General features: G+C 64.4%; 25 protein-coding genes. 19 read left to right on the top strand and 6 right to left on the bottom strand.

All coding sequences use genetic code 11. From position 1 onward, the window contains the following. Positions 1–9: 9 nt before the first annotated feature. Positions 10–801 carry a cyclase family protein gene (locus FJ957_RS14760; RefSeq protein WP_140832455.1) on the bottom strand — a complete coding sequence of 264 codons (792 nt, stop codon included), beginning with the start codon at positions 799–801 and terminating at the stop codon, positions 10–12. A 121-nt stretch (positions 802–922) separates the two neighbouring features. On the opposite strand from FJ957_RS14760, the gene FJ957_RS14755 reads away from it, so the two are divergent. The 13 genes from FJ957_RS14755 (at position 923) to FJ957_RS14690 (ending at position 14,817) form a co-directional block, all read left to right on the top strand. Beyond that, positions 923–2,497, top strand: a complete 1,575-nt coding sequence (locus FJ957_RS14755) for an NAD(P)/FAD-dependent oxidoreductase (RefSeq protein WP_140832453.1) — start codon at positions 923–925, stop codon at positions 2,495–2,497. Positions 2,498–2,643: 146 nt separating this feature from the next. Beyond that, positions 2,644–4,173 carry an ABC transporter substrate-binding protein gene (locus tag FJ957_RS14750; RefSeq protein ID WP_140832451.1) on the top strand — a complete coding sequence of 510 codons (1,530 nt, stop codon included), beginning with the start codon at positions 2,644–2,646 and terminating at the stop codon, positions 4,171–4,173. Between the two features lie 70 nt (positions 4,174–4,243). Further along, entirely contained in the window at positions 4,244–5,251 is a 1,008-nt protein-coding gene (locus FJ957_RS14745; RefSeq protein ID WP_140832449.1) for an ABC transporter permease, read from the top strand. Next, on the top strand, positions 5,244–6,092 hold the full coding sequence (locus FJ957_RS14740) for an ABC transporter permease (protein ID WP_140832447.1): 849 nt from the start codon (positions 5,244–5,246) through the stop codon (positions 6,090–6,092). Before FJ957_RS14745 ends, FJ957_RS14740 begins: the two co-directional genes overlap by 8 nt. After that, positions 6,089–6,967, top strand: coding sequence for an ABC transporter ATP-binding protein (locus tag FJ957_RS14735; RefSeq protein ID WP_140832445.1), 879 nt, complete (start codon positions 6,089–6,091; stop codon positions 6,965–6,967). The genes FJ957_RS14740 and FJ957_RS14735 overlap by 4 nt, the downstream gene beginning before the upstream one ends. Beyond that, positions 6,960–7,790 carry an ATP-binding cassette domain-containing protein gene (locus FJ957_RS14730; protein ID WP_140832443.1) on the top strand — a complete coding sequence of 277 codons (831 nt, stop codon included), beginning with the start codon at positions 6,960–6,962 and terminating at the stop codon, positions 7,788–7,790. Before FJ957_RS14735 ends, FJ957_RS14730 begins: the two co-directional genes overlap by 8 nt. Positions 7,791–7,865: 75 nt before the next feature. After that, the gene (locus tag FJ957_RS14725; RefSeq protein WP_140832441.1) at positions 7,866–8,465 is read left to right on the top strand and encodes a VOC family protein; all 600 of its coding nucleotides are present in this window, start codon (positions 7,866–7,868) and stop codon (positions 8,463–8,465) included. Positions 8,466–8,659: 194 nt separating this feature from the next. Next, positions 8,660–10,954 carry a bifunctional salicylyl-CoA 5-hydroxylase/oxidoreductase gene (locus FJ957_RS14720; RefSeq protein WP_140832439.1) on the top strand — a complete coding sequence of 765 codons (2,295 nt, stop codon included), beginning with the start codon at positions 8,660–8,662 and terminating at the stop codon, positions 10,952–10,954. Then, complete coding sequence (locus FJ957_RS14715) at positions 10,951–11,724, top strand: SDR family NAD(P)-dependent oxidoreductase (RefSeq protein WP_140832437.1); 774 nt, start codon at positions 10,951–10,953, stop codon at positions 11,722–11,724. The genes FJ957_RS14720 and FJ957_RS14715 overlap by 4 nt, the downstream gene beginning before the upstream one ends. Then, complete coding sequence (locus FJ957_RS14710; RefSeq protein WP_140658297.1) at positions 11,718–12,182, top strand: MarR family transcriptional regulator; 465 nt, start codon at positions 11,718–11,720, stop codon at positions 12,180–12,182. Before FJ957_RS14715 ends, FJ957_RS14710 begins: the two co-directional genes overlap by 7 nt. After that, positions 12,179–12,991 (top strand): enoyl-CoA hydratase family protein, encoded by an 813-nt coding sequence (locus FJ957_RS14705; protein ID WP_140832435.1) that lies wholly within the window; start codon positions 12,179–12,181, stop codon positions 12,989–12,991. The genes FJ957_RS14710 and FJ957_RS14705 overlap by 4 nt, the downstream gene beginning before the upstream one ends. A gap of 237 nt (positions 12,992–13,228) precedes the next feature. Beyond that, complete coding sequence (locus FJ957_RS14695; protein ID WP_140832434.1) at positions 13,229–14,377, top strand: acyl-CoA dehydrogenase family protein; 1,149 nt, start codon at positions 13,229–13,231, stop codon at positions 14,375–14,377. A gap of 44 nt (positions 14,378–14,421) precedes the next feature. Then, positions 14,422–14,817, top strand: a complete 396-nt coding sequence (locus tag FJ957_RS14690) for a RidA family protein (RefSeq protein WP_140832432.1) — start codon at positions 14,422–14,424, stop codon at positions 14,815–14,817. Here the strand turns inward: FJ957_RS14690 and FJ957_RS14685 are convergent, their stop codons facing one another. Then, the gene (locus tag FJ957_RS14685; RefSeq protein WP_140832430.1) at positions 14,818–15,906 is read right to left on the bottom strand and encodes an LLM class flavin-dependent oxidoreductase; all 1,089 of its coding nucleotides are present in this window, start codon (positions 15,904–15,906) and stop codon (positions 14,818–14,820) included. It abuts the gene before it with no gap. Positions 15,907–16,028: 122 nt separating this feature from the next. Between FJ957_RS14685 and FJ957_RS14680 the strand changes: the two genes are divergently transcribed. From FJ957_RS14680 to FJ957_RS14655, 6 genes are all read left to right on the top strand, one after another. Then, on the top strand, positions 16,029–16,790 hold the full coding sequence (locus FJ957_RS14680; protein WP_140832428.1) for an HpcH/HpaI aldolase/citrate lyase family protein: 762 nt from the start codon (positions 16,029–16,031) through the stop codon (positions 16,788–16,790). A gap of 221 nt (positions 16,791–17,011) precedes the next feature. Next, positions 17,012–18,202 carry a pyridoxal phosphate-dependent aminotransferase gene (locus tag FJ957_RS14675; RefSeq protein WP_246685851.1) on the top strand — a complete coding sequence of 397 codons (1,191 nt, stop codon included), beginning with the start codon at positions 17,012–17,014 and terminating at the stop codon, positions 18,200–18,202. Positions 18,203–18,290: 88 nt separating this feature from the next. Then, on the top strand, positions 18,291–19,088 hold the full coding sequence (locus FJ957_RS14670; protein ID WP_140832424.1) for an ABC transporter substrate-binding protein: 798 nt from the start codon (positions 18,291–18,293) through the stop codon (positions 19,086–19,088). A gap of 186 nt (positions 19,089–19,274) precedes the next feature. Then, on the top strand, positions 19,275–19,949 hold the full coding sequence (locus FJ957_RS14665; protein ID WP_140832422.1) for an amino acid ABC transporter permease: 675 nt from the start codon (positions 19,275–19,277) through the stop codon (positions 19,947–19,949). Positions 19,950–19,990: 41 nt separating this feature from the next. After that, complete coding sequence (locus FJ957_RS14660; RefSeq protein WP_140832420.1) at positions 19,991–21,280, top strand: cysteine desulfurase-like protein; 1,290 nt, start codon at positions 19,991–19,993, stop codon at positions 21,278–21,280. 390 nt (positions 21,281–21,670) lie between these two features. Beyond that, complete coding sequence (locus tag FJ957_RS14655; RefSeq protein ID WP_140832418.1) at positions 21,671–22,732, top strand: aromatic ring-hydroxylating dioxygenase subunit alpha; 1,062 nt, start codon at positions 21,671–21,673, stop codon at positions 22,730–22,732. Between the two features lie 381 nt (positions 22,733–23,113). On the opposite strand, the gene FJ957_RS14650 is transcribed toward FJ957_RS14655, so the two are convergent. From FJ957_RS14650 to FJ957_RS14635, 4 genes are read right to left on the bottom strand one after another with little or no spacing between them, the layout of a single operon-like run. Continuing rightward, positions 23,114–23,941 carry a dipeptide ABC transporter ATP-binding protein gene (locus FJ957_RS14650; RefSeq protein ID WP_140832416.1) on the bottom strand — a complete coding sequence of 276 codons (828 nt, stop codon included), beginning with the start codon at positions 23,939–23,941 and terminating at the stop codon, positions 23,114–23,116. Further along, the gene (locus FJ957_RS14645; RefSeq protein WP_140832415.1) at positions 23,938–24,789 is read right to left on the bottom strand and encodes an ABC transporter ATP-binding protein; all 852 of its coding nucleotides are present in this window, start codon (positions 24,787–24,789) and stop codon (positions 23,938–23,940) included. The genes FJ957_RS14650 and FJ957_RS14645 overlap by 4 nt, the downstream gene beginning before the upstream one ends. Continuing rightward, complete coding sequence (locus FJ957_RS14640) at positions 24,789–25,697, bottom strand: ABC transporter permease subunit (RefSeq protein WP_140832414.1); 909 nt, start codon at positions 25,695–25,697, stop codon at positions 24,789–24,791. The genes FJ957_RS14645 and FJ957_RS14640 overlap by 1 nt, the downstream gene beginning before the upstream one ends. Beyond that, positions 25,698–26,705: an ABC transporter permease subunit gene (locus tag FJ957_RS14635; RefSeq protein ID WP_140832412.1), complete on the bottom strand. Its 1,008-nt coding sequence runs from the start codon at positions 26,703–26,705 to the stop codon at positions 25,698–25,700. Positions 26,706–26,731: the final 26 nt, after the last annotated feature.

Raw genomic sequence — 26,731 nt, 5'->3', positions numbered from 1 at the left:
GCCTTGGCTTTAACCCCGCGGCACCAGCGCCAGCGCTCGGATCGGGCTGCCGGTGCCGCGCTCGATCTTGAGCGGAGCGGCGATCAGGATCGCGCCCTTCGGCGGCAACTGGTCGAGGTTGCAGAGGCTGGCCAGCCCATAGCGGTTGGCCTTGTGCATCAGCGTGTGCGCCGGGAATGGCGGCTCCATGCCGCCGGCCTTGCCGGCGTCGGTGCCGATCGTCTCCGAACCCCAGCCCTTGATGTCCTTGGCTATCAGGAACTGGATGGCTTCCGCCGTCGGGCCGGGCGTGTGCGGGCCGGTCTCGTTGGCGTTGAGAAACTCGGCTTCCGAGCCGTTGCGCTTGTACCAGTCGGTGCGCATCACCACCCACTCGCCGGGATTGATAGCGCCATGCTCGGCTTCCCAGGCCTTGATATGGTCGACGGTGAGCAGGAAGTCGTGGTCGGCCGCCGACTCCTTGGAGCAGTCGATGACGTTGACCGGGCCGATAAAATTCTGCGCCGGAATGGTGTCGGTGGCGCCGTCCGGATAGTCCTTGCCGGTGATCCAGTGCTGCGGCGCGTCGAAATGCGTGCCCGAATGCTCGCCGAGCTTCAGCCAATTCCACGCCCACCAGGGGCCGTTCTTGTCATATTTGGAGATCGCGTGGATCTCGACCTTCGGCGTGTCGACGGCGAGTTCCGGCGGCAGCTTGATCAGCGGCGTATCCGGCCCGAGCGGCGCCGTCAGGTCGACCACCTTGATGGCGCCCGAGAGCAGCTGGCTGGCGACCTCGCCGAGGAGTTTCTGCGTGTCCATGGTCTTTCGTTCCCTCTTGTCGGTGATCTTCAAGGCTCGTTGCGGCCCTTAATATACCTACTAGACGAAAACATATGCATCTGCAATTATCTTTAAGCATAAAGCATTTTTGGGGCGGGGCGTGAGCGAGTTCGACGCCATCTTTGTCGGGGCGGGCCACAACAGTCTGGCATGCGCCGCGCATTTGGCGCTCAAGGGCTGGAAAATAGCGGTTTTCGAGCGCAGCGAGGCGATCGGCGGCGCGGTGCGGACCGCCGAATACACGCTTCCCGGCTTCCGGCACGATTTCGGCGCGATGAACCTAAGCCTCTTCGCCGGCTCCGCCTTTCACCGGAAATATGCAAATGAATTGAAAGGCCACGGGCTGGAATTCACGCCGGTGGGCGACTGTTTCGCCAGCGCCTTCCCGGACGGGACATGGTTCGGCGTCAGCAACGACCTCGAGAAGACGGTGTCGCGGCTGGCCGCCTTCTCGTCGGCGGATGCAGCCGCATGGCGCCGCCTGGTCGGCGCCTTTCCAGGGGAAGCCGAACATTTGTTCCGCCTGCTGGGCTCGCCGATGAGCGCAAAGGCGCTGGCCGGCACGGGCTGGAACCTGTGGCGCAAGAAGGGCATCGCCGGCGCTCTCGATACGGCTCGATTGCTGCTGTCATCGCCTCGCGCCTGGCTCGAGGAAAATTTCGAGACGCCGCATGTGCGCACGACCCTCGCGGCTTGGGGCATGCATCTCGACTTCGCGCCCGACATCGCCGGCGGCGCCGTGTTCCCCTATCTGGAATCGATGGCCAACCAGAGTTTCGGCATGGTGCTCGGCAAGGGCGGCGCCGACACCATCATCCGCGCGCTGGCCGGCATGGTGACGGCGGCCGGCGGCCAGATCACGACCGGCGCGGACGTCGCCGAGATAACGGTTTCCGGCGGCAAGGCGACCGGCGTGCGGCTGGCATCCGGCGAAATCCATGCCGCGACCAAGGCCGTCATTGCCGGTGTCGCGCCGAAAGCGCTGCCAGGCAAGCTGCTGCCCAATGGCTCCGGCGACGCCGGTTTCGACGCAGCGATGAAGACATTCCGCCATGCGCCGGGCACGATGATGATCCACCTTGCACTGGACGACCTGCCAGATTGGAGCGCCGGCGCCGAGCTTCGCCAGTTCGCCTATGTGCATCTGGCGCCGTCGCTCGACGCCATGTCGCGCGTCTACCAGCAGGCGATCGCCGGCCTGCTGCCCGACCAGCCGGTGTTGGTCGTCGGCCAGCCGACGGCGGTCGATCCGTCGCGGGCACCGGAAGGCAAGCACGTGCTGTGGGTGCAGGTGCGCATGCTGCCGGCGGAGATCCTCGGCGATGCGGCGGGCAAGATCGCCCCCGCTCACTGGGACGCGGTCAAGGACGCCTATGCCGAGCGCGTGCTGGACATCATCGAGAACTATGCGCCGGGATTGCGCAAGAAAATCCTCGGCCGCGCGGTGTTCTCGCCGCTCGACCTGGAACGCGAGAACCCGAACCTTGTCGGCGGCGACCAGATCTGCGGCAGCCATCATCTGGCGCAGAATTTCCTCTTCCGTCCGGCGCGCGGCTTCGCGCGCTGGAGCACGCCGGTCTCGAACCTTTACCTCACCGGCGCCGCGACATGGCCCGGCGCCGGTACGGGCGCGGGCCCCGGCTTCATGCTCGCCCAACAGCTGGGAGGGAACTAGGGCATGATCCTGAAAAGTGGGAACCGGCTTTCGGAGAAAGATCATGCTCCAACAAAGGGCCAGAATTCCGGGATGGACAAGGCGCGGTTGCCCACCACCGAATGAAAACGCCGCGCGAACAAAGACAACCAACAAGGGGAACGACCATGACAATCAACAGACGCGACTTGCTCGGATATAGCGCGGCAGCGATTGGCGCCGCCACGCTCGGCCTGCCGAGGGCGGCAAAGGCGGCGGACGAGCTCACCATCGCCTACAATGTCAACCTGCCTTCCTGGGATCCGACGACCGGACCCTCGGCGGTGAACCCGACCATCCAGGGGCTATACCAGTCGGTGTTCGACCAGATCATCGGCCAAAAGCCGGACCTCTCCTTCACGCCCGGCCTGCTCACCGAATGGGGCTGGAACGAGGATCGCACCAAGGTGATGATGACGGTGCGTGAGGGCGTGAAATGGCATGACGGCTCGCCCTTCACACCCGAAGACGTGGTGTGGTCGCTGACACGGGCCGGCGACGAGAAGACCGGCAACCCGATCCAGTTCGTCTGGAAGAACGTCAACAACTTCAAGATCGACGGCAACAAGATCACTGGCGACGTCGTGCAGTTCGACCCGGTCTATTTCAAGTGGATGTCGTTCCTGACCGGCTACATCCTGCCGAAGGCCTATTACGAGAAGGTCGGCGCCGAAGGCTTCGAGAAGGCGCCGATCGGCACCGGCCCGTATATGGTCGACAAGTTCGAGCGCAACGCCTTCCTGCGGCTGAAGGCCAACCCGCACTATTGGGGCACGAAGCCCGCCTTCGAGAACGTGACGATCAAGTTCGTCACCGATGCGGCGAGCCGTGTCGCCGAGATCGAATCCGGATCCTCGCAGGTGACGCTCGAAATCCCCTATGAGGAATATGACCGGCTGATCGCCAAGGACGGGCTGGCCGGCTCGATCAAGAACGTTTCCGACATCGGCATGATCTTCTTCAACGACATCGAGGCGATGCTGGACAAGAATGTCCGCCAGGCGGCCGTGATGGCGGTGGACAAGGAGCTCTTGGTCAAGCGGCTGCTGCGTGGCTACGGTCAGCCGATCGCGACGCTGGAGACGCCGGAATACACGGCCTTCGATCCGTCGATCAAGGTCGAGCACAATCCGGACAAGGCCAAGGAGCTGCTCGCCGCTTCCGGCTATTCGCCGGAGAAGCCGGTGAAGTTCACCATCCAGACGACCAAGGGCTTCAAGCCCAAGGACTACGAGATGATCCAGGCGATCGTCGGCATGTGGCGCAAGGTCGGCATCGAGGCCAATATCGAGGTCTACGAGATCGCCAAGCACTATGAGCTGCGCGCCGCCGACAAGCTGGCGCCAGCCGCCTTCTACAACTGGGGCAATTCCATCGGCGACCCGACCACCTCGACCGGCTTCGCCATGTACGGCCCGAGCCCGCATTCGGTGTGGGACAGCCAGGACCTGATCGACATGATCAACCCGCTGTGGGGCGAGAAGGACGAGGCCAAGCGCATTGCCGGCTGGAAGGCCGTCGACAAATACATCGCCGAACAGGCCTATGTGCTGCCGCTGATGCAATATGCGCAGCCGATCGTGCACTCGAAGAAGGTCAATGTCGTGCAGCATGTGTCCGGCGCGCTGCTGCCGGCGTTGATGACCCCGGCCGCCTGATCGTCGGTCTTGGATTGCCACGCGCGCCGTCCGCAAGACGGCGCGCATTTTCATCCAGGCGTATGGGCGCATGCTGCTGCAGAGATTCCTCGTTCGTCTGCTGACGATGCTGGTGACGCTGTTCGGCGTCGCCATCGTCGTCTTCGTCGTCATCCGCGTGGCGCCAGGCGACCCGATCGCCATGATGCTGCCGCCCGGCGCCAGCAATGACGACATTGCGCGGCTGCGCGCGCTCTACGGGCTCGACAAGTCGATCGTGCAGCAATTCTTCATCTGGCTCGGCGGCGTGCTGCATGGCGATTTCGGCACCTCGATCTCGCTGCGCCAGGACGTGCTCGGGCTGGTCTTCAACCGGCTGCCGGCGACGCTGGAGCTTGCGACCGTGGCGCTGCTGATGGCGATCGCGATCGGCGCCACGGCCGCGATCCTCGGCGCGCGCTCGCGCGGCACGGCGGTCGAAGCCGGCATCGACATCGCCAGTGGCGCGACGCTTTCCATCCCCGATTTCCTGTGGGGCCTTGTGCTGATCCTGTTGTTCGGCGTGCTGGTGCCGGTGTTCGACATTTCAGGGCGGGTTTCGCCGCAACTCGATTTGCCCTTCGTCACCCAGTTCTACCTGGTCGAGAGCATCCTTCGGCTCCGCTTCGACCTCACCTGGGACCTGCTCAAGCATATGCTGATGCCGGCCGTGGCCTTGGCGCTGCCGCTGGCGGCGATCATCGCGCAGCTCCTGAAACAGTCGCTGAAAGAAGTGCTCGACCTCGACTATGTCGTGCTGGCGCGGGTCAAGGGTTTTTCCGAAACGCAGGTCATCCTGCGCGAGGCACTGAAGAACGCGGCGCTGCCGACGCTGACGCTGGTCGGCGTGCAGTTCACCTTCCTCATCGGCGGCACGGTCATCGTCGAGCGGCTGTTTTCCTATGAAGGCCTCGGCAACATGGCGATCGATGCCGTCATCAACCGCGATTTGCCGCTGATCCAGGGCATCGTGCTGGTCTTCGCACTGCTCTTCGTGCTGATCAACCTTGCGGTCGACATGATGTATGCGCTGCTCAATCCCAGGCTGCGCCATGGATGAGGCCCGCATCGCCCGGCGCGGCTTGAGCCCAAGGCTGTGGCTGGCCGGCGGCTGGCTGCTCATCGCGCTGCTGGCGGCGATATTCGCGCCGCTGATCGCGCCGCAGGACCCGCTGGCGCAGGACTTGATGCTGGAACGCCTGCCGCCCTTCTGGCTCGACGGCGCCGAGCCCGGCTATTGGCTCGGCACCGACAGCCTGGGACGTGATCTCTTGTCGCGGCTGATTTTCGGCGGCCGCATCGCCTTCATCGTTGCCTTCGCCGCCGCGACGTCAGCCTGTCTCCTCGGTTCGGCGCTGGGGCTGATCGCGGGCTATTTCGGCGGCTGGGCCGACCGCATCATCTCGCGCATCGTCGACGTGTGGATGGCGTTCCCGCCGGTGCTGTTCGCGATCCTTCTGGTCGCGGTGCTGGGCACGGGGCTCAGTTCCGTCATCCTCGCCATCGCGATCATCGACTGGACACGCTTCTGCCGGGTCATCCGCGCCGAGGCGATGAGCCAGGCGCGCATGGACTACGTCGAGAGCGCGCGCATCGCCGGTTATGGCCGCATCGGCATCATGCTGCGCGAAGTGCTGCCCAACGTGCTGCCGTCGGTGGTGGCGCTGTTGTCGCTCGAAATGGGCATCGCGGTGATCGTCGAGGCGATCCTCTCCTTCGTCAATCTGTCGATCTCGACCGACGATCCGACCTGGGGCGGCATCATAGCCGAGGGCCGGCTGTCGATCCATCAGGCCTGGTGGGTGCTGGTGTTCCCGCTGATCACGCTGATCCTCACCGTGCTTTCCTTCAGCCAGTTCGGCGAGGCGCTGAAGGCGCGCTTCGATCCGGTGCTGCAATGAGTGCGTGCCTCGAAATCCGCCGCTTGAGCGCCGTGCTCCCCAACGGCCAGCGCGTGCTGCGCTCGGTGTCGCTTGCTGTCCAGCCGGGCGAAGTGCGCGCGCTGGTCGGCGAGAGCGGCGCCGGCAAGACGATGATCGGCAAGGCCGTGCTGGGCGTCCTGCCGAAAAGCGTGCGCGTCGTCGAGGGCGATATGCTGATCGAGGGCGAGGATCTCGGCCGGCTCGATGCCAAGGCGCGGCGGAACCTGATCGGCGCGCGCACGGCGCTGATCCCGCAGGATCCGCTGACCGCGCTCAACCCCTCGCGGCGCATCGGCCCGCAGATGACCGACCGGCTGGTGCGCATCCTCGGCTGGAGCGCGGAGAGAGCCGACCAGCGCATCCGTCAGTTGCTCGACGAGGTGCAGATCCGCGATCCCGAGCGCGTGCTGAAAAGCTACCCGCACGAATTGTCGGGCGGCATGCGCCAGCGCGTACTGATCGCGGCGGCCTTCGCGGCGGAGCCGAGGCTGATCGTTGCCGACGAGCCAACGACGGCGCTCGACGTCACCGTGCAGAAGCAGATCCTGCGGCTGATCGCGCAACTGCAGCGCGATCACGGCACGGCGATCCTGTTCGTCACCCATGACCTCGGCGTCGTCGCCAAGATCAGCCAGAAAGTCTCGGTGCTCTATGCCGGCAAGGTGGTCGAGGAGGCCGATACCGCGCAGCTCTTGGCTGCCCCGCAGCATCCGTACACGCGCGCGCTGATCGCGGCGACGCCGCGCTACACCGATCCGTATGCCTCGCTGAAGCCGGTGGACGAGGGCGTGCTTGCCGGGCTGGCGGCCGAGATCGCCGCCGCCGACAAGGGCTGGAGGCCCGGCCATGGCTGAGCCGCTGTTTTCCGTGCGCGGGCTGAAGGTGGCGCTGCCCGACATGACGCGCAAGCCGCTGATCGGCCGCGCGCCGCTGGCCGAAATCCTGAAAGGGCTGGACTTCGACCTGCCCAAGGGATCGGTCACCGGCATCGTCGGCGAGTCCGGCTCGGGCAAGTCGACGCTCGGACGCGCGCTGGTCAGGCTGATCGAGCCGAGCGCCGGCTCGATCGGCTTCGAGGGGCACGACATCAGCCGTCTTTCGGAGGCCGAGCTGAGGCCACTTCGCCGCGACCTGCAGATGATCTTCCAGGACCCGATGTCGTCGCTCAACCCGCGGCATACGATCTTCAGCATCATCGCGGCGCCCCTGAGGCAGAACGGGCTTGGCGACCGGCTGAAAGAGCGCGTGGCGGAAGCCCTGCAGCGCGTCGGCCTGCCGCAGAGTTTTACCAGCCGTTACCGCCACGAGCTTTCGGGCGGCCAGCGGCAGCGCGTCGGCATCGCGCGGGCTCTGGCGCTGTCGCCGAAATTCGTGCTGGCCGACGAGATCGTCTCCGGCCTCGACGTCTCGACGCAGGCGCAGATCCTGACGCTGCTGGAAAGACTGGCTGACGAGATGGGGCTGACGGTCGCCTTCATCAGCCACGACCTTTCGGTGGTCCGGCGGCTCTGCCAGCAGGTCATCGTCATGCGCGAAGGCAGGATCGTCGAGGCCAGCGCCACCGACGCGCTGTTCGCCAGCCCGAAGGAAACCTACACGCGCGACCTTCTCGCCGCCATTCCGCTGCCTGAGATCGATCCGGACTGGCTGCAGCCAGCGGCGAAGGCGCCCGAATGAACTGAGCTATCCGCACGCCGACCAGCGGGCCTCGGATGTGCGCAAGGACAAGTGAGCCCGCCAACGGAGGGTGACATGAACTACATAACTCGCGGCGCGATGCTTGCCGCAATCCTGTTCGGCTCAATGGAAGCCGCATCGGCGGATGCGATTCCCGGCATGCGCGGGCACGACCATACCGGCATTACCGTGCCCGATATGAAGCAGGCCGTCGACTTCTTCACCAATGTCGTCGGCTGCAAGAAGGCGATGTCCTTCGGGCCGTTCGCCGACGACAAGGGTACCTTCATGCAGGACCTGCTCGGCGTCGATCCGAAGGCGGTGATCGAGGAGATCACCCTGGTGCGCTGCGGCTATGGCTCGAACATCGAGCTGTTCAAATACACCGCGCCCGACCAGAAGGACCTGACGCCGAAGAACAGCGACATCGGCGGCTTCCACATCGCCTTCTATGTCGACGACGTCGCCGCCGCGAAGACCTATTTCGAGGGCAAGGGCGTTAAAACCCGGATGGGACCGCTGCCGGTGAAGGAAGGGCCGGCCGCGGGCCAGACCATCCTCTATTTCCAGGCGCCGTGGGGGCTGCAGCTGGAGGCGATCAGCTATCCGCAAGGCATGGCTTATGAGAAGGGCGCGGAGACCGTGCTGTGGAGCCCGAAGGACCCCTCCAAGTAACCCAATCCTTCAAGCGTCCGACCATCGTTCAATTGTAAAACTTTAAGCTTGAAATAATTGTCGCCGGGCGCGATACTGACTTCCGGAACCGCCTGCCATGCGGGCGGTTCCGGATACCTTATAGCGCTCACGCAATTCCGGACGGAAACCGCTACGCAATTTTCCTGGAATTGCTCTGGAGGAGATCGCAAGACATGAAGGTTGCGGTTCTCGGCGGCGGGCCAGCCGGCCTCTACTTTGCCATCTCGCTCAAGCTGCGCGACGCCGCGCATGAGGTGACGGTTTATGAGCGCAACCGCGCCGACGACACGTTCGGATGGGGCGTGGTGCTGTCGGCGGAGACGCTGGAGAACCTGACCAGGAACGACCCGGTCAGCGCCGTCTGGATCAAGAAGCATTTCGCCTATTGGGACGACATCGCCGTCATCCATGACGGCGTGCGCACGGTGTCCTCGGGCCATGGCTTCTGCGGCATCGGCCGCAAGCGGCTCTTGGTTCTGCTGCAGCGGCGCGCCCGTGAGCTCGGCATCAAGATGATGTTCGAGACCGATATTTCCGACCCGAAACCCTTCATGGAAACGCATGAGCTGGTGGTCGCCGCCGACGGGCTGAACTCGAAGTCGCGCGCGGCCTTCGCCGATGTCTTCAAGCCGGACATCGACACCCGCAAATGCAAATTCGTGTGGCTGGGTACCAAGCAGAAATTCGACGACGCCTTCACCTTCATCTTCGAGAAGACGGAGCATGGTTGGGTGTGGGCGCATGCCTACCAGTTCGACAGCGAGACTGCGACCTTCATCGTCGAGTGCAGCGAAGAGACCTGGGCCGCCTTCGGCTTCGGCCAGATGACGCAGCAGGAATCGATCGCGGTCTGCGAGCGCATCTTCGAAAAGCATCTCGGCGGCCATCCGCTGATGACCAACGCCAACCACATCAGAGGTTCGGCCTGGATCAATTTCCCGCGCGTGTTGTGCGAGCGCTGGTCTTACAAAAACCTGGCGCTTATGGGGGATGCCGCGGCCTCGGCGCATTTCTCCATCGGCTCCGGCACCAAGCTCGCGCTGGAGAGCGCGGTGGCGCTCGCCGATTATGTCGAGTCCGAGCCGGACCTCGAAGCGGCCTTCCGCAAGTATGAAGATGCGCGGCGCACCGAGGTGTTGAAGCTGCAATCGGCGGCGCGCAATTCGCTGGAATGGTTCGAGGAAGTCGAACGATATCTCGGCCTCGATCCAGTTCAGTTCAACTATTCGCTGCTCACCCGCTCGCAGCGCATCAGCCACGAGAACCTTCGCCTGCGCGATGCCGAATGGCTGGCGGGCGCCGAGGAATGGTTCCAGCGCAAGGCCGGCGCCGGCGGCAACAGCCTGCGCCGCGCGCCGATGTTCGCGCCGTTCAAGCTGCGCGACATGACTTTAGCCAACCGCATCGTCGTTTCGCCGATGGCGCAGTACAAGGCGATCGACGGCTGCCCGACCGACTGGCATTTTTCGCACTATGCCGAGCGCGCCAAAGGTGGCGCCGGCCTGCTTTACATCGAGATGACCTGCGTCAGCCCGGAAGGGCGCATCACGCCTGGATGCCCGGGTTTCTACAGACCGGAGCATGAGGTCGCCTGGAAGCGGCTGGTCGATTTCGTCCATGCCGAGACCGAAGCAAAGATCTGCGCCCAGATCGGCCATTCCGGCGCCAAGGGCTCGACCCGTGTCGGCTGGGAGGGAACGGACGTGCCGCTTGCTACCGGCAACTGGCCGGTGATGGCGCCGTCACCCGTGCCATGGTCGCCGAAGAACCAGGTGCCTAAGGCGATGGACCGCGCCGACATGGATCTGGTCCGCGACCAGTTCGTCGCTTCGGCCCAGATGGCCGAACGCTGCGGCTTCGACATGCTGGAGATCCATGCCGCGCACGGCTACCTGCTGTCGGCCTTCATCACGCCGCTGACCAACCGCCGCACCGACGACTATGGCGGCTCGCTGGAAAACCGCATGCGCTATCCGCTGGAGATCTTCCATGCGCTGCGCGCGGTGTGGCCGGCCGAAAAGCCGATCTCGATGCGCATTTCGGCCAATGACTGGGTCGGCATCGAAGGCGTCACGCCTTCGGACGCGGTCGAGATCGCGAAGATGCTGCACGAGGCCGGCGTCGACCTTTGCGACGTATCGGCCGGGCAGACCTCGATCGCCGCCAAGCCGGTCTATGGCCGCATGTTCCAGACGCCGTTTTCCGACCGCATCCGCAACGAGGTCGGAATGGCGACGATGGCGGTCGGCAACATCTATGAGCCGGACCATGCCAATTCGATCCTGATGGCCGGGCGCGCCGACCTTGTGGCGCTGGCCAGGCCGCATCTTGCCGACCCCTACTGGACGCTGCACGCGGCGGTGACGCTAGGCGATCGCGGCGTCAAATGGCCCGATCCCTATCTGCCCGGACGCGACCAGATCTACCGGCTGGCCGAGCGCGAAGCGGCAGCAGGGCTCAAAGTATGAGCGCCGCGCGCGAAATCGCCGGCAAGCACGCGCTGGTCACCGGCGGCGGTTCCGGCGTCGGCAAGGCCATCGCGCTGGCACTGGCGGCAGAAGGTCTGGCCGTCACCATCTGCGGACGGCGCGAAGCTGCCCTTGCCGAGGTCGCAAAGGAAAGCGACCGCATCTTTGCTGCCGCCGCCGATGTCACGAAGGAGGCCGACATGGCAGCCTTCCACGAGAAGGCGGAAGCCGCGCGCGGACCATTCGACATCGTCGTCGCCAATGCAGGCATGGCGGTTAGTGCGCCGGCGCACAAGACTTCGCTGGGCGACTGGCAGCGCACGCTGGACGTCAACCTCACCGGCGCCTTCCTGACCGTGAAGCCGGCGCTCGCGGGAATGCTGGGGCGCAAACATGGCAGGATTGTTTTCGTCGCCTCGACCGCGGGCCTCAAAGGCTATGCCTATGTCGCGCCTTACGTCGCCGCCAAGCACGGCGTGGTCGGGTTGATGCGGGCTTTGGCCGCCGAAACAGCCAAATCCGGCGTCACCGTCAACGCCGTCTGCCCGGGCTTCGTCGAAACCGACATGCTTGAGGAATCCGTCCAGCGCATCGTCGAGAAGACGGGACGTTCCACCGATGAAGCGCGCGCGAACCTCGCGGCGACGAACCCGCAAGGGCGTTTCATCCAGCCGGAGGAAGTCGCGACGGCGGTGCTTTGGCTGTGCAGCTGCGCCGCGCGGTCGATCACCGGGCAGGCAATCTCGGTCTCGGGAGGTGAAACATGGTAGCGGGACCGACGTCCGCCGGACCGGGCAAGGACAGGCTGCGGCTGTGGATACGCCTGCTGCGCGCCTCGCGCACCATCGAGGCCGAACTGCGGGAGCGGCTGAAGAAGGAGTTCGACACGACGCTGCCGCGCTTCGACGTGATGGCGGCGCTCTACCGCGTGCCGGAAGGCATGCTGATGAGCGACCTGTCGCGCTTTCTGCTGGTGTCGAACGGCAATGTCACCGGCATTGTCGACCGGCTGGTTTCCGAAGGGCTGGTGACGCGCGCGCGGCGCAATGGCGACCGGCGCACCTCCATGGTGCGGCTGACCGAGGAAGGCACGAAATCTTTCGCCGCGATCGCCGCCGCGCATGAGAGCTGGGTCGGCGAGCTGCTCGGCAATGTCAGCGAGGACGAGGCACGGCGGCTGGCCGGCATGCTGAAATCGTTCCGCAGCAATTGGGAGGGACGCGAATGAGCGCCATGGCCAAACTCAAGCCGAAGCATTTCCTCTGGGAGGTCGAAGGTAAGGTCGCGAAGGTTCGGCTCGACCGTCCGGAGCGCAAGAATCCGCTCACCTTCGACAGCTATGCCGAGTTGCGCGACGTTTTCCGCGACCTCGTCTATGCCGACGACGTCGACGCCGTGGTGTTCCTGCCCAATGGCGGCAATTTCTGTTCGGGCGGCGATGTCCATGACATCATCGGGCCACTGGTGAAGATGGACATGAAGGCGCTGCTCGCCTTCACGCGCATGACCGGCGACTTCGTCAAGGCTATGCTCAACTGCGGCAAGCCGATCATTGCGGCCGTCGACGGCGTCGCGGTCGGCGCCGGCGCGATCATCGCCATGAGCTCCGACATCCGCATCGCCACGCCGGAGGCAAAGACCGCCTTCCTGTTCACCCGCGTCGGCCTCGCCGGCTGCGACATGGGCGCCTGCGCGATCCTGCCGCGCATCATCGGCCAGGGCCGGGCCGCCGAGCTGCTCTATACCGGCCGCACCATGAGCGCCGCTGAGGGTGAGCGCTGGGGGTTCTACAACCGGCTGGTCGATGCGGCGGCGCTCGAAGCCGACGCGCTCGATTTGGCGGCGCGCATCGTCGCCGGGCCGACCTTCGCGCATGGCATCACCAAGACGCAGCTCAACCAGGAATGGTCGATGGGCCTCGACCAGGCGATCGAGGCGGAAGCGCAGGCGCAGGCGATCTGCATGCAGACCGGTGATTTCGAACGGGCCTACAACGCGTTCGTGGCGAAGGAAAAGCCGGTTTTCGAGGGGAATTGAGGATGTTGTGTCCGTTTAAGAAGGACATGCTGGCGGGACAGCGCCCCCCTCTGTCCTGCCGGACATCTCCCCCACAAGGGGGGAGATCAGCTGTCTTGCCGACTTTCGCCAATCGCCAAGATCGCAGGATCGAGCGGGGCGCCAGAGCTGCTAATCTCCCCCCTAGAGGGGGAGATGTCCGGCAGGACAGAGAGGGGCGCCGTAGAGCGGAAACTTTTGAGAATAGCGGAGGCAAGCATGCCTGACCGCTCCTTCCTCTCCTGGCCCTTCTTCGAAGACCGCCACCGCCAACTCGCCGAACAGCTCGACGCCTGGTGCGGCAAAAACCTCCCCGTCGACCATCACGATGTCGACGCCGCCTGCCGCGAACTCGTCGCTAAACTCGGCCGCGACGGTTGGCTGAAGCCGACGGCGCTGGACCCCACCAACCCCGGACCGCTCGACGTGCGCACGCTCTGCATCACACGCGAGACGCTGGCGCGCCACGATGGGCTCGCCGATTTCGCCTTCGCCATGCAGGGGCTGGGCACTGGCGCGATCTCGCTGTTCGGGACGCCGGAGCAGCAGCGCTGGCTGGAAAAGACGCGGGCCGGTCGGGCGATCTCGGCTTTCGCGCTGTCGGAGCCGCGCTCGGGATCGGACGTCGCCAACATGGAGATGACCGCTATCCGTGACGGCGGCGACTATCTGCTTTCCGGCGAAAAGACCTGGATCTCCAATGGCGGCATCGCAGACCTCTATGTCGTGTTCGCCCGCACCGGCGAGGCGCCCGGCGCGAAAGGGATTTCCGCTTTCGTCGTGCCTAGCGACGCGAAGGGGCTCAGCGTCGCCGAGCGGCTCGAGGTCATCGCGCCACACCCGCTGGCGCGGCTCGCCTTTGATAATGCCCGCGTCCCGGCTTCCGCCCTGATCGGCAAGCCCGGCGATGGTTTTCGCATCGCCATGTCGGTGCTCGACGTGTTCCGCTCGACGGTGGGCGCGGCGGCACTCGGCTTCGCACGACGCGCGCTGGACGAGAGCGTCAAGCGGGCGAGCGAACGCAAGCTGTTCGGCGCGCCGATGGCGGAGCTGCAGATGGTGCAGGGTCACCTCGCCGACATGGCGCTGGATGTGGATGCCGCTGCGCTCCTCGTTTACCGCGCCGCCTGGACCAAGGACATGGGCGCCGCGCGGGTGACGCGCGAAGCGGCGATGGCCAAGCTGTTCGCCACCGACAAGGCGCAAGACGTGATCGACAAGGCGGTGCAGCTGCATGGCGGCGACGGCGTGCGCAAGGGCCACATCGTCGAGAGCCTCTATCGCGAGATCCGGGCGCTGCGCATCTATGAGGGCGCTTCGGACGTGCAGAAGGTGGTGATCGCCAGACAGGTGATAGGCGGGGCGTGACGCGATGCCTTGCGAACCAAATTTGAAATAGGGGGAGGCCAGACATGCATACGATCCTGCAGCCCGAAGGCTGGGCCAAGCCGATCGGCTACGCCAATGGCGTTGCCGCACAGGGACGAATGGTGTTCGTCGGCGGCCAGGTTGGCTGGAACGCCGAATGCAAATTCGAGACCGACGACTTCGTCGGCCAGGTGCGCCAGACGCTCGCCAATGTCGTCGCCGTGTTGGCCGAAGCCGGCGGCGAGCCGCGGCACATCACCTCGATGACCTGGTACTTCACCGACAAGGCCGAGTATGTCGGCAACCTCAAAGGCATCGGCGAAGCCTACCGCAACGTGATCGGCCGGCATTTCCCGGCGATGGCCGCCATGCAGGTGGTGGCACTGGTCGAGGACCGGGCCAAGATCGAGATTCAAGCGACCGCGGTGATACCCGAGTAGCTACTGGCGAAGGCCCGCCTGCCTGAGCAGCGGCAGCACGTGGTCGCAGAAATAGGGCAGTTCCTGGGTGTAGTTGACGAAGGACAGCGCGATGCCCTGGTAGCCATGCGCGGCGATCGCCGCCATGTCGGCGGCGATCGTTTCCGGGGTGCCGATCAGCGGATAGGTGCCGGCGCCGCCGGCGAAACGCTGGCGGTAGCGGTCATAGGCATGCGGATCATGCGACTGCGAGAATTCCTTCTTGCCGGCCATATGGGCATCGACCGCTTCGTGATCGGCCATCGTGACGGCGTAGCGCATGTAATAGGCTTGCGCCTCCTCCATGGTCGGGCGGCAGACCACATGCGCCACGGTGTAGACGCCGACGTCGCGGCCCGCCTTGGCGGCGCGCTCGCCGATATCGGCGACATGCTTGCCGGCATCGCTCATCTCCGAGAAGGTCGTGAAAAGATAGTCGCATCTGGCGGCGGCGAAATCCCGGCCCGGTCCACCGAAAGCGGCGTTCACCGTCACCGGGCGCGGCGCCTGCAGGCTGGCCGGCCGGCTCACCGCCTCCTTCAGCCGATAGTAAACGCCCTCATAGTCGAGCGGCTCGCTTGAAGCATAAAGCCGTTCGAGTATCTCGATCCACTCGGCTGCCTGGTCGTAACCCTTCTCGACCAGCGGCGTACCGAACATGCCGTCCTTCGGGTTCCAGCCGCAGACGATGTTGAGCCCCGCCCTGCCCTGGCTGATATGGTCGACCGTCGCCAGCGCCTTGGCGGCATAGAGCGGATGCACCAGCGGCACATGCACGGTCATGAACAAGCCGATCTGTTCGGTAGCGGCGGCAAGCGCCGCCGCCCAGGTGAAGGTCTCGAAGGAGAATTCGCGCACCTTGTTGCGGCCGCCGAAGCCGCGCCAGCGGGCGATCGGCAGCATGAATTCGAGGCCCGCGCGATCGGCGATCTGCGCCGCCGTCAGATTATCGTGCCAGCTTGCCGTCCAGCGTTCCGGCACATCGGTGATGGCCAGCCCGCCATCGGCGTTGGTGGAAAAGACGCCGAGCTTCAGTCTGTTCGGGCCGTGCAGGGGATGCGCTTTGATCATGTCCGGACCTTGTGGCGGAAGACCCACACGCTAGGGCCGGGCAAAAATATTTCAAGCCTGAAACAGCTTCGCCTCACCGTCGTTTGCGGATATGCATTGGGCAGCACCAAAAGGGGATAGGCATGAGCGAATTCCGCCAGAAATGCATCGGCAAGGCGAACCTCATCGGGTCCTTCGCCGCCATCCCCCATCCGGTCGCCATCGAAGTGATGGCGTCATCCGGCCTCGATTTCCTCTGCATCGACTGGGAGCACGCGCAGATTTCGCGCGAGACGATCGAGACCATGGTGCGCGCGGCCGACGTGCACCGCGTGCCGACCATGGTGCGCGTTCCTGGCCATGCGCCGGAAGCGATCCAGGCGGCGCTGGACAGCGGCGCGCAAGGCGTGCTCGTGCCTCGCGTCTCGACCGCCGCGCAGGCAGAGATGGCGGCGAGGGCCTCGCGCTATCCGCCGCTCGGCGAGCGCGGCGTCGGACCCGGCCGGGCCGCCGGCTATGGCTACCGCATTCCCGAATATCTTGCCGCCGCCAATGACCGCATTGTCGTTGCCATTCAGGTCGAGACCGCCGAGGGGCTGGCCAATATCGAGGCGATCGCAGCCGTCGACGGCATCGATATTGTCTTCGTCGGCCCAGGCGACCTCTCGGTGTCGATCGATGCCGTCGGACCGGCGGGCGCGGACAAGCTCTCCCAGGCGATCAGGACAATCATCGGCGCGGCGGTGGCGCATGGCAGGACCGCCGGCATATTCTGCGCCAGCCCGCAGAATGTCGGCCGATGGACAGCCGTCGGCGCGAGTTTCTTCGTGCTGGCCAGCGACACGATGTTTCTTGGCGCCGGCGCCGCGGCCAACTGTACCGCCGCGCGCGCCGAACTGGGCTAAGGCTATTCAGGTGATGCCGGCCTACCTCAACACGCCCGATGACGATCGCGGTCCAAAGGCGTATCGGCGAAGCGACAGGCCAGCCAACTTTTTAAGCTTAAAACTTTTGCCTTGAAATGCGCCGTGCTTTGGATAGCATCCGAAGCTGATGCGACTGCCGTGGCGGAGGGGCTTTTCCGGTCGGTCCATCGTTGGTGGAAGGGTTTCAGTCCTTGTCGTTTGTGTTGCCCCAGTCGTCGTCCAGCGCGCGCTATGCTTTCGATGGCGTGCGGGCGCAAATTCGCGACCTTCACACGGAAAACATCGCAAACCTGGCGGTTCGCGCGCGAGAGCTCGGCGATGTCATCGCACTCTGGTACGGCGAGGGCGACATGGTGACGCCCGCCTTCATCCGCGACGCGGCGAAGGCCGCTTTCGACGACGGCCTGACCTTCTACGTTCCCAACATGCGCGGGGACGGCCCGCTGAACGAGGCGCTGTCGGAGTACCAGACGCGCATCCATGGCCGCTCGATCCCGATCGCGCGGACCACGGTAACGCCGGGCGGCATGCAGGCGCTGTACCTTGCACTCGAGCTGCTGGTCGATACAGGCACCAACGTCGTCTATGTCGCGCCGCAATGGCCGAACATTCACAACGCCATCCACCTGATCGGCGGCGAGCCGCGGCCGTTCCCGCTCGACTTCAAGGATGACTGGCGGCTCGACCTCGACCGGCTGTTCGCTACCTGCGACGCGCGCACCCGCGCCATCTTCCTGTCGACGCCGTCCAACCCGACCGGCTGGACGGCGACGCGCGAAGAGATGCAGGCGCTGCTCGACTTCAGCCGGCGCACCGGTATCTGGATCATCTCCGACGAGGTCTATGGCCGGCTCTATTTCGACGGCGACGTCGCGCCCTCGATCCTGCAGATCGCCGAGGACGGCGACCGGGTGCTGTCGGTCAACAGCTTCTCGAAAGCCTGGGCGATGACCGGCTGGCGCATCGGCTGGCTGACCCATCCTTCAGGCGTTGCCGACCAGCTCGGCGCGATGACCCAATATATCAACAGCGGCACCGCGGCCCCGATCCAGGCCGGCGCCGTGGCGGCGATCCGGCAGGGCGAGCCGCTGGTCGAGGAAATCAGACAGCGGATCAGGACTGGCCTCGACCTTGCCTGTGACAGGCTGGCGCAAATCCCAGGCATCATCCTGCCGACCAAACCGCGCGGCGGCATGTATGCCTTCTTTGCGCTTGAGGGTGAAAGCGACGCCCGGCAAGCCTGCGCCAGGATCCTGGAGACGGCCCGCGTCGGGCTGGCGCCCGGCCATCTCTTCGGAAGCTCGGCAACGGCATTCCTCAGAATGTGCGTCTGCCGCGACCGCGACCAGATAGCGACCGCGCTCACCCGCATGGTCGCCGCCATGAATTGACGCCCCGCTGGGAGGCGGGACGGCAAGAAACCGTGCGGGGTCAGCCCGCCCGATCAACAACCAGAGGGAAGACCCAGAGGGTAACCAAATGAGCTTTACGCGTCGCAACCTGCTTGTTCTGGCCGCCGCCATCGGCATCGCCGCCGGCCCCGCCACCGCTTATGCCGCCGATGTGCTCAATGTCGGCGCCTATCCGACCAATCCGCCCTTCGAATACAAGAACGAGAGCGGCACTTTCGAGGGTTTCGAGGTCGACATCGTCAACGAAGCGGCCAAGCGCATCGGCATGACCACCGACATCGCCGATCTCGGCTTCCAGGCGCTGTTCGCCGCCACCACCTCCAAGCGCATCGACGTCGCCATCTCCTCGATCACCATCACGGCCGAGCGGCTGAAGTCGCAGTCCTTCACGCAGCCCTATTATGATTCCGACATGGGCATCGCCACAAAGACCGACAGCGCGATCAACGCCGAGGCAGACCTCAAGGGCAAGGTCGTCGGCGTGCTGTCCGGCTCGACCGGCGAGACCTGGGTCAAGGACCACCAGGCAGCCGACGGCTTCAGCGACGTGAAAGGCTACGACACGCAGCAGAACCTTCTGCTCGACCTCAGCGCCGGCCGCGTCGACGCCGCCGTCAGCGACGTCCCCGGCATGCAGTACTCCTTCCAGAAGATGAAGGACCTCGTCGTCAAGCAGCGCATCAAGACCGGCGAACAGTACGGCCTGATGATGACCAAGAACCATCCGTTGCTCGGCAAGCTGAACGACGCGCTGGCGGCGATGAAGAAGGACGGCACGCTGGCCGCCATCCACAAGAAGTGGTTCGGCACCGATGCGCCGGCCGATTCCTCGACGGTCAAGGAAATGCCGCTGCCCAAGGCCTGAGCGGACTGACGAAAAACGAGCCGTGTCGGCTTTCGAGGCCCGCACGGCTCGTTTCCTTTCTCCCGGAACCCCAGGGCAGACCTGATCTGATGTTTCGGGCCTCTAGCCTCGTTTTTACGCGATTCCGGACGGAAAACCGTTTCACACTTTTCCTGGAATTGCTCTGACACGGTTCGGGAACACCCCATGTCGCTGATCGACACCTTCTTCAATCCCGAGGTCATTGCGTCCAGCCTCCCGGCGCTGCTGCGCGGCTTCCTCAACACGCTGCTGCTCGGAATTATGAGCATCGTCATCGGCATCGTCGTGGGGCTGGCGATCAGCCTGGTGCGGCTCTACGCGCCGAAACCGCTGCGCTGGCTCGCCATCGGCTACACCGACATCTTCCGCGCCTTGCCGGTGCTGGTCGTGCTGATCCTGATCTACTACGCGCTGCCCTTCCTCGGCATACGCCTGTCGTCCTGGGCTTCCGCCGTGACGGCATTCGCCATCATCATGTCCGCCTATTCGGCCGAAGTGTTCCGCTCCGGCATCGAGAGCATTCCGAAGGGCCAGTTCGAGGCGGCGCAGGCGCTCGGCCTGCCGTTCCTGCTCACTCTGCGCAAGGTGGTGCTGCCGCAAGCGATCCGCGTGGTCATCCCGCCGATGACCAGCAATTGCGTCTCGATGTTCAAGGACACCTCGCTTGCCTCGACCGTGGCGTTGCCGGAACTCTTGAAGGAAGCGACCAATGCGCAGTCGCTCTACGCCAACCCCTCGCCGCTGATCGGCGCGGCGCTCGTCTATCTGATCTTCCTCTGGCCGATGGTTCGCCTGGTCAGCCTGCTCGAGCGCCGTTTCCAGACGGAGAAGACGCGCTGAACTCACCAACAGATCCCAAGTCCCCCGCAGGAGCACACCCCGTGAACAAGCATCAGACCGACAACACAAACGTCGCCGCGTTTCCGGTCGAAAAGATCCGCGCCATGTTTCCCGCCTTGCAGCGTGCCGGCGACTTCATCTTCATGGACAATGCCGCCGGCGCGCAGATCCCGCAAAACGTGCTCGACGCGGTGACCAACCATCTGGTGTCGCACAATGTGCAGCGCGGCGGCCGCTATCGCCGCAGCGTCACCGTCGACCAGTCGGTCGCCGAGGCGCGGACAAGCGTGGCGCTGCTGATCAATGCCTACAGCCCGTCCGAAATCTGCTTCGGCATGAACGCCACATCGTTCATCCGCCTTGTCAGCCTCGGCATCGGCCAGATGCTTTCCAATGACGCGGTTGGGGGACGCGACGAGATCGTCATCACCGACATGGACCATGACGCCAACATCGCCACATGGCTGGCGCTGGAATCCGCCGGCGCCAAGTTCAAATGGTGGCGCATGCGCGAGGACGGCAATCTGCATGTCGACGACCTCAAGCCGCTGGTGTCGGAGCGCACGCGCCTCGTCGCCTGCACGGTGACGGCGCACTCGATCGGCTCGATCGTCGATGTCGCCTCGGTGGCCAGGATCGCGCACGCGGCAGGCGCCGAAGTGTTTCTGGATTGCGTGCATTACGGGCCGCACGGACTGATGGACGTGCAGGCCTGGGACTGCGACTATCTGGTCTGCTCCGGCTACAAGAATTTCTCGCCGCATATGGGCTTCCTGTGGGGCCGCTTCGAAACGCTGAAGCGGCTGCCGACGTTCCGCGAGGATTTCATCCCCGACGAGCCGCCCTACAAGGTCGAGGCCGGCACCTTCATCTACGAGAATGTCTCGGGCATGGATGCGGCCGTGCAGTATCTGGAGCTGATCGGCCGCAATCTTGCGCCGTCCAACAATCGCTCGCGGCGCGAAAACATCATCGCCGGCATGGGAGCCATCCGCGACTATGAGTTGATGCTGGCACGCGAGATGATGGCCGTGCTGAAAAGCTGCAATGCCACCATCTACGGGGTTGCCGACGAAACCCGCCTCAACGAACGGGTGCCGACCTTCTGCTTCAACATCGGCAAATTATCACCGCAGCGGATCGTCGAGGAAATGGCCGAGATGCAGATCGGCATCCGCGACGGCCATATGTACGCGCCGCGGCTGATGAAGCGCCTCAACCTGTCGATGAACAGCGGCGCCATCCGCGCCTCGCTGGTGCATTACAACACCGTCGAGGAAATCCACAAATTCGGTGAGGCGCTGCGGGCGATCGTCGCCAAGCTGTCGTGAGGGTTGAACGGGCCAGAACGGTCCTTCAGATATGCGTTTCGGAGCGGCGGGAATGGGGCCGGAACTAGACAGTCCGATTCTGGTCCTCGCTACACGGAAGCTGCCGCTTCGGATCTGTCTGACCTGGAAAAGTCTGCCTGGCCAGCCGTCGACGCCATCCCGTAGTTCGCAAGCGCATCATTCTGATACCCGCCGTTTACTAGGGGTAAGACGAACTGGGCTCGAAGTCGGCCTGCAACCTGTGCTGCGGTTTAGGCATCCGACGTGATGATCGCGGTCGACAATTAGGTCGGCGAATTAAACAAACCGCTGGGGAAGTGCGCAGCAGATCCCATTCCCTTGCGATGTCGCCCCGCTTACGACAGGATGGCAGCAACTCGAGGTTAGCCTATGACGCCAGACAACTTGCGGCCCGACCACGTGCCAGTCGACACGCCGCCCGTGCAATACCTGAACCTGGACCCTTCCCTTTATGTCCGCGATGATATCTGGCAGCAGGAACGAGGCAACATTTTCGCGCACACCTGGCAGTTCATGGGGCCTGTCGCCTCGGTCGCGGCGTCCGGTCAATACCTTGCCATCGACATCGCCGGCACGCCGATCTTCGCCATCCGGGGCCGAGACGGGACCTTGCGCGGATTTAAGAACGTCTGCCGCCACCGGGGGGCGAAACTTCTGGCAGATGGCGCGGGCAAATGTGGGCTGATCGTTTGTCCCTATCACAAATGGTCCTTCGCCGACACCGGACGGCTGGTGCAGGCCCCGTGGTATGGCAAGGATCCCGCGATCATCGCCGAGGACTGGCCGCTGGAGACGGTGCAATTGTCCGAGTGGCGCGGGCTGCTCTTCGCGGCACTCGACCCGAAGGAAAGTCTTCTGGAGCAACTTGGCTCTCTGCCCGCCGAACTGGCGGACGAGCCGTTGGAGACCTATGCCGCCACCGATCAGGCCACCGTCAGCTTTGCGGCGAACTGGAAGATCTACACCGACAATTTCGTCGAAGGCTACCACATTCCTGGCACACATCCCTCGTTCTTCGCTGCCATCGACTTCGAAGCTTTCCAGACCACCGCCCATCCCGGTTATGTCCGGATGACCGCACCGCCGAAAGACGGTCTGTTCTATCGCGGCAAATGGCTTTGGATGTGGCCGAACTGGACGCTGTCGCTTTTCGATGGCGGCATGAACGTTAGCCGGATCAACCCGACCTCACCGCATCACACAGACCAGCACTACCATTTCTTCTTTGCCGACACCTCTGCAGAAGCATCCGAGAGCAGGGCGAAATCTGTGCAAGGCACCCTGGCCGTGGTACGCGAGGACTACTCCATCTGCGCCGATACGCATCGCAACTATGCCGCGGGGGCCTATAGCTCCGGCCCGCTTTCGGGGCGGCATGAGCGGGGAGTGCAGTATTTCCAAGAACGGGTCGCTGCGGCACTGGGGCTGTGACCGCCCCTGGCGTCCTTGTCCGCCGGATAGTGCGCCGGCTTGCCGCCGGTACGAGAGCCCCGGCCATTCGAGGGTATAGGGCGGGCACGGAAAGACGGGTTATGAGCGTCGCGGCAATCGGAGCCCGCTCAATCCGGAGAGCATTCAGCATGTGCTTCAGGAGATCGGCGAACGCGGCTTTGACGACCAAGTACAGCGGGCGCTCTTACCGGCCGGACCCTCAATGTCTAGATCGGGGCCGGGAGCGGCATGGCAGCTTTCGAGAATTTGTTTCGGTTGCCTGAGCGTCCGGCATAAGGCGCAAAGCAGCCGCCCGCGCCTTGGCAGATGCAAGTCGTCGTCGAGTAACGCTCGGTCGTTCAGAGCAGTTGAGTTTTGACTTTAAGCCGCCTTCTTCTTCGCCAGCCTCGCCTTGATGCTCGCGATGTCGGCGCGCGGCGTGGCGGCGAACAGCGTCCTGGTGTAGGCGTGCTTGGGGTCGGAGAAGACCTCGTCGCGCGGACCGTATTCGACGGCTTCGCCGAAATACATCACCATCACGTCGTCGGCGATGTAGCGCACCACCGATAAATCGTGGCTGATGAAGACGTAGGTCAGCTTGAACTCGTCCTGCAGGTCCGCAAGCAGGTTGAGCACCTGCGCCTGCACGGAGAGGTCGAGCGCCGAGACCGGCTCGTCCAGCACCAGCAGGCTCGGATTCAGCATCAGCGCGCGGGCAATGGCGATGCGCTGGCGCTGGCCGCCGGAGAACATGTGCGGGTAGCGGTTGTAATGCTCCGGTCCGAGGCCGACCTTCTTCAGCATCTTCATCGCCAGGTCGCGCCGTTCCTCGGCCGGCTTGTCGGTGTTGATCAAGAGCGGCTCGCCGAGCACCTCGCCGATCTTCTGGCGCGGGTTGAGCGAACCATAAGGATTCTGAAAGACGATCTGCACCTTGCGGCGCATTTCCTTCGACAAGCCATCCCTGGCGATGTCGACCTTGTTGCCGTCGATGAAGAGTTCTCCGGAGGTGGCCGGATCGATCAGCGTGATGATGCGGGCAAGCGTGGACTTGCCGCAGCCGCTCTCGCCGACGATGGCAAGCGTCTTGCCCTTCTCGACGCTAAAGGACACGCCCTTGACCGCATGGACGGTGCGCGCGCCGCGGAACAGGCCGCCGCCGACATGGTAGTCGCGCTTGATGTCCTTGCCTTCGACGACCTTGGTCATGTACCGGCTCCTTGGGGCGCCGGCTCGAACAGCATGTCGGAGACGGTCGGCAGCCGGTCGCCGACGGCGTTCTCCGGCAGCGCCGAGAGCAGCGCGCGCGTGTAGTTGCTCTTAGGCGATTCAAAGAGCGACAGCACGTCGGCCTCTTCCATCTTGCGGCCCTTGTACTGGACGATGACGCGGTCGGCGGTCTCAGCCACGACGCCCATATTGTGGGTGATCATGATCAGGCCCATGCCGTATTTGGCCTGCAGCGAGACCAGCAGGTCGAGGATCTGCTTCTGGATGGTGACGTCGAGCGCGGTGGTCGGCTCGTCGGCGATCAGGAGCTTCGGGTTGCAGGCGATCGCCATGGCGATCATGACGCGCTGGCACTGGCCGCCCGACATCTGGTGCGGGAAGGAATTCAGCCGATCCTCCGGTTCAGGAATGCCGACCTGCTTGAAAAGCTCGATGGCGCGCGCCCGGCGCTGGGCCTTGTCCATGCCCATGTGGAAGCGCAGCACTTCCTCGATCTGGAAGCCGACGGTGAAGCAGGGATTGAGGCTGGCGATCGGCTCCTGGAAGATCATGGCAATATCCTTGCCGATGATCTTGCGGCGATCGGCAGGGCTCATTTTCAACATATCGCGGCCGTTGAAGGTCATACGGTCGGCGGTGACGGTGGCGGTCCAAGGCAACAGGCCCATGACGGCCAGCATCGACACCGACTTGCCGGAGCCGGATTCGCCGACGATGGCGAGCACCTCGCGCTCGTCGACATGGAGCGAGACGCCGTCGACGGCGCGGAACGGGCCCGACGCGGTCAGGAATTCGACGACGAGGTTCTGGATGTCGAGCAGCGCCATCACGACCTCCTGAGCTTGGGATCGAGCGCATCGCGCAGGCCGTCGCCGACCAGGTTGATGGCAAGCACGGTAATGAGGATGGCGAGACCGGGGAAGGTCACCACCCACCAGGCGCGCAGGATGAACTCGCGCGCCGAGGCAAGCATGGTTCCCCACTCCGGCGTCGGCGGCTGCGCGCCGAGGCCGAGGAAGCCGAGCGCTGCGGCTTCCAGGATGGCGTTGGAGAAGGACAGCGTGCCCTGGACGATCAGCGGCGCCAGGCAGTTGGGCAGGATGGTGGCAAGCATCAGCCTGATATGGCCAGCGCCGGCGACCTTCGCCGCCACGACATATTCGCGGCTCTTCTCGGCCATCACGGCGGCGCGCACCAGGCGGGCGAAATGCGGCTGCAAGACGAGCGCGATCGCCAGCATGGCGTTGAACAGGCCGGGGCCGAGGATGGTGACCAACACCAGCGCGAGCAGCAGCGACGGGAAGGCCAGGATCAGGTCCATGACGCGCATGATCGCGACGTCGACCCAGCCGCGGAAATAGCCAGCAAGCAGGCCGAGCGTGATGCCGCCGGTGAGCGCCAGCGTGACCACCACCGCGCCGATCAGCAGCGAGAAGCGGGCGCCGTAAAGCAGGCGCGAGAGGATGTCGCGGCCGACCGGGTCGGTGCCGAGCAGATACTGCGTCGAGCCACCATCCTGCCAGGCCGGAGGCCGCAGGAACGCGGTCTTGTCCTGCACGTCGGGCGCATAGGGCGCGAGCAGCGGCGCGAAGAGGGCAGCCAGCACCAACAGGATAAAGACGAACAGGCCGATGACGGCGCCGCGGTTCACCGAGAAATAGTGCCAGAAGGTCTTGAGGCCGGTGAGACGATCCGGATTGCCGGCGGCCATCGGGGCGATTTCGGTCTGGCTCATTTATGCCGCCCTGATGCGTGGGTTGATGACGGCGTAAAGCACATCGACGATGAGGTTCACCGCCATGACGATGAGCGCGATCAACAGCAGACCCGACTGCACGACGACATAGTCGCGCTTGAAGATGGAATCGACCATCCACTTGCCGATGCCCGGCCAGGCAAAGATGGTTTCGGTGAGGATGGCGCCGGCGAGCAGCGTGCCGACCTGCAGGCCGATGGTGGTGACGACCGGGATGAGCGCGTTGCGCAGCGCATGCACGCCGATGACGCGGCCCGCCGAAAGGCCCTTGGCGCGCGCGGTGCGGACATAGTCTTCGCCCAGCACTTCCAGCATGGCCGATCGCGTCTGGCGCGCGATCACCGCCAGCGGAATGGTGCCGAGCACGATCGCCGGCAGGACGAGATGGCTAAGCGCCGAGCGGAAGGCGTCCCATTTGCCGTAGAGCAAGGTGTCGAGAGTCATGAAGCCGGTGATCGGCTTGAAGAAGAACTGCAGGCCGATGCGGCCCGAGACCGGCGTCCAGCCGAGATAACCGGAAAAGAAGATGATGAGCAGTAGGCCCCACCAGAAGATCGGCATGGAATAGCCGACAAGCGCCGTGCCCATCAGCGACTGGTCGAACCAGGAGCCGCGTTTGACGGCGGCAAAGATGCCGGCCGGGATGCCGATGATCATGGCGAAGATCATGGCGAAGAAGGACAGCTCCAGCGTTGCCGGGAAGAGTGTCTTGAACTCCTCGAGCACCGGACGCTTGGACGAAATGGAGACGCCGAAATCGCCGGTGGCGACCTCACCGACATAGCGCGCGTACTGCTCCCAGATCGGCAGATTGTAGCCGAACTGCTGCTTGAGCTCTTCATAGCGGGCGGGCGCGACGCCGTGCTCGCCGGCCATGGCGAGGATCGGGTCGCCGGGCAGCAGCCGGACAAACGCGAAGGCGCAGATGGTGATGCCGACAAGGGTCGGGATCAGGAGGGCGATTTTGTTGAGAAGATATCGGAGCATCTTGAATGGAATGGGGCGGCGCTAAA

This window comes from Mesorhizobium sp. B2-4-6 (assembly GCF_006442775.1).
GTDB lineage: Bacteria > Pseudomonadota > Alphaproteobacteria > Rhizobiales > Rhizobiaceae > Mesorhizobium.
The sequence above is the reverse complement of the archived record's forward strand: the minus strand, read 5'-3'. Positions and strand labels throughout refer to the sequence as shown.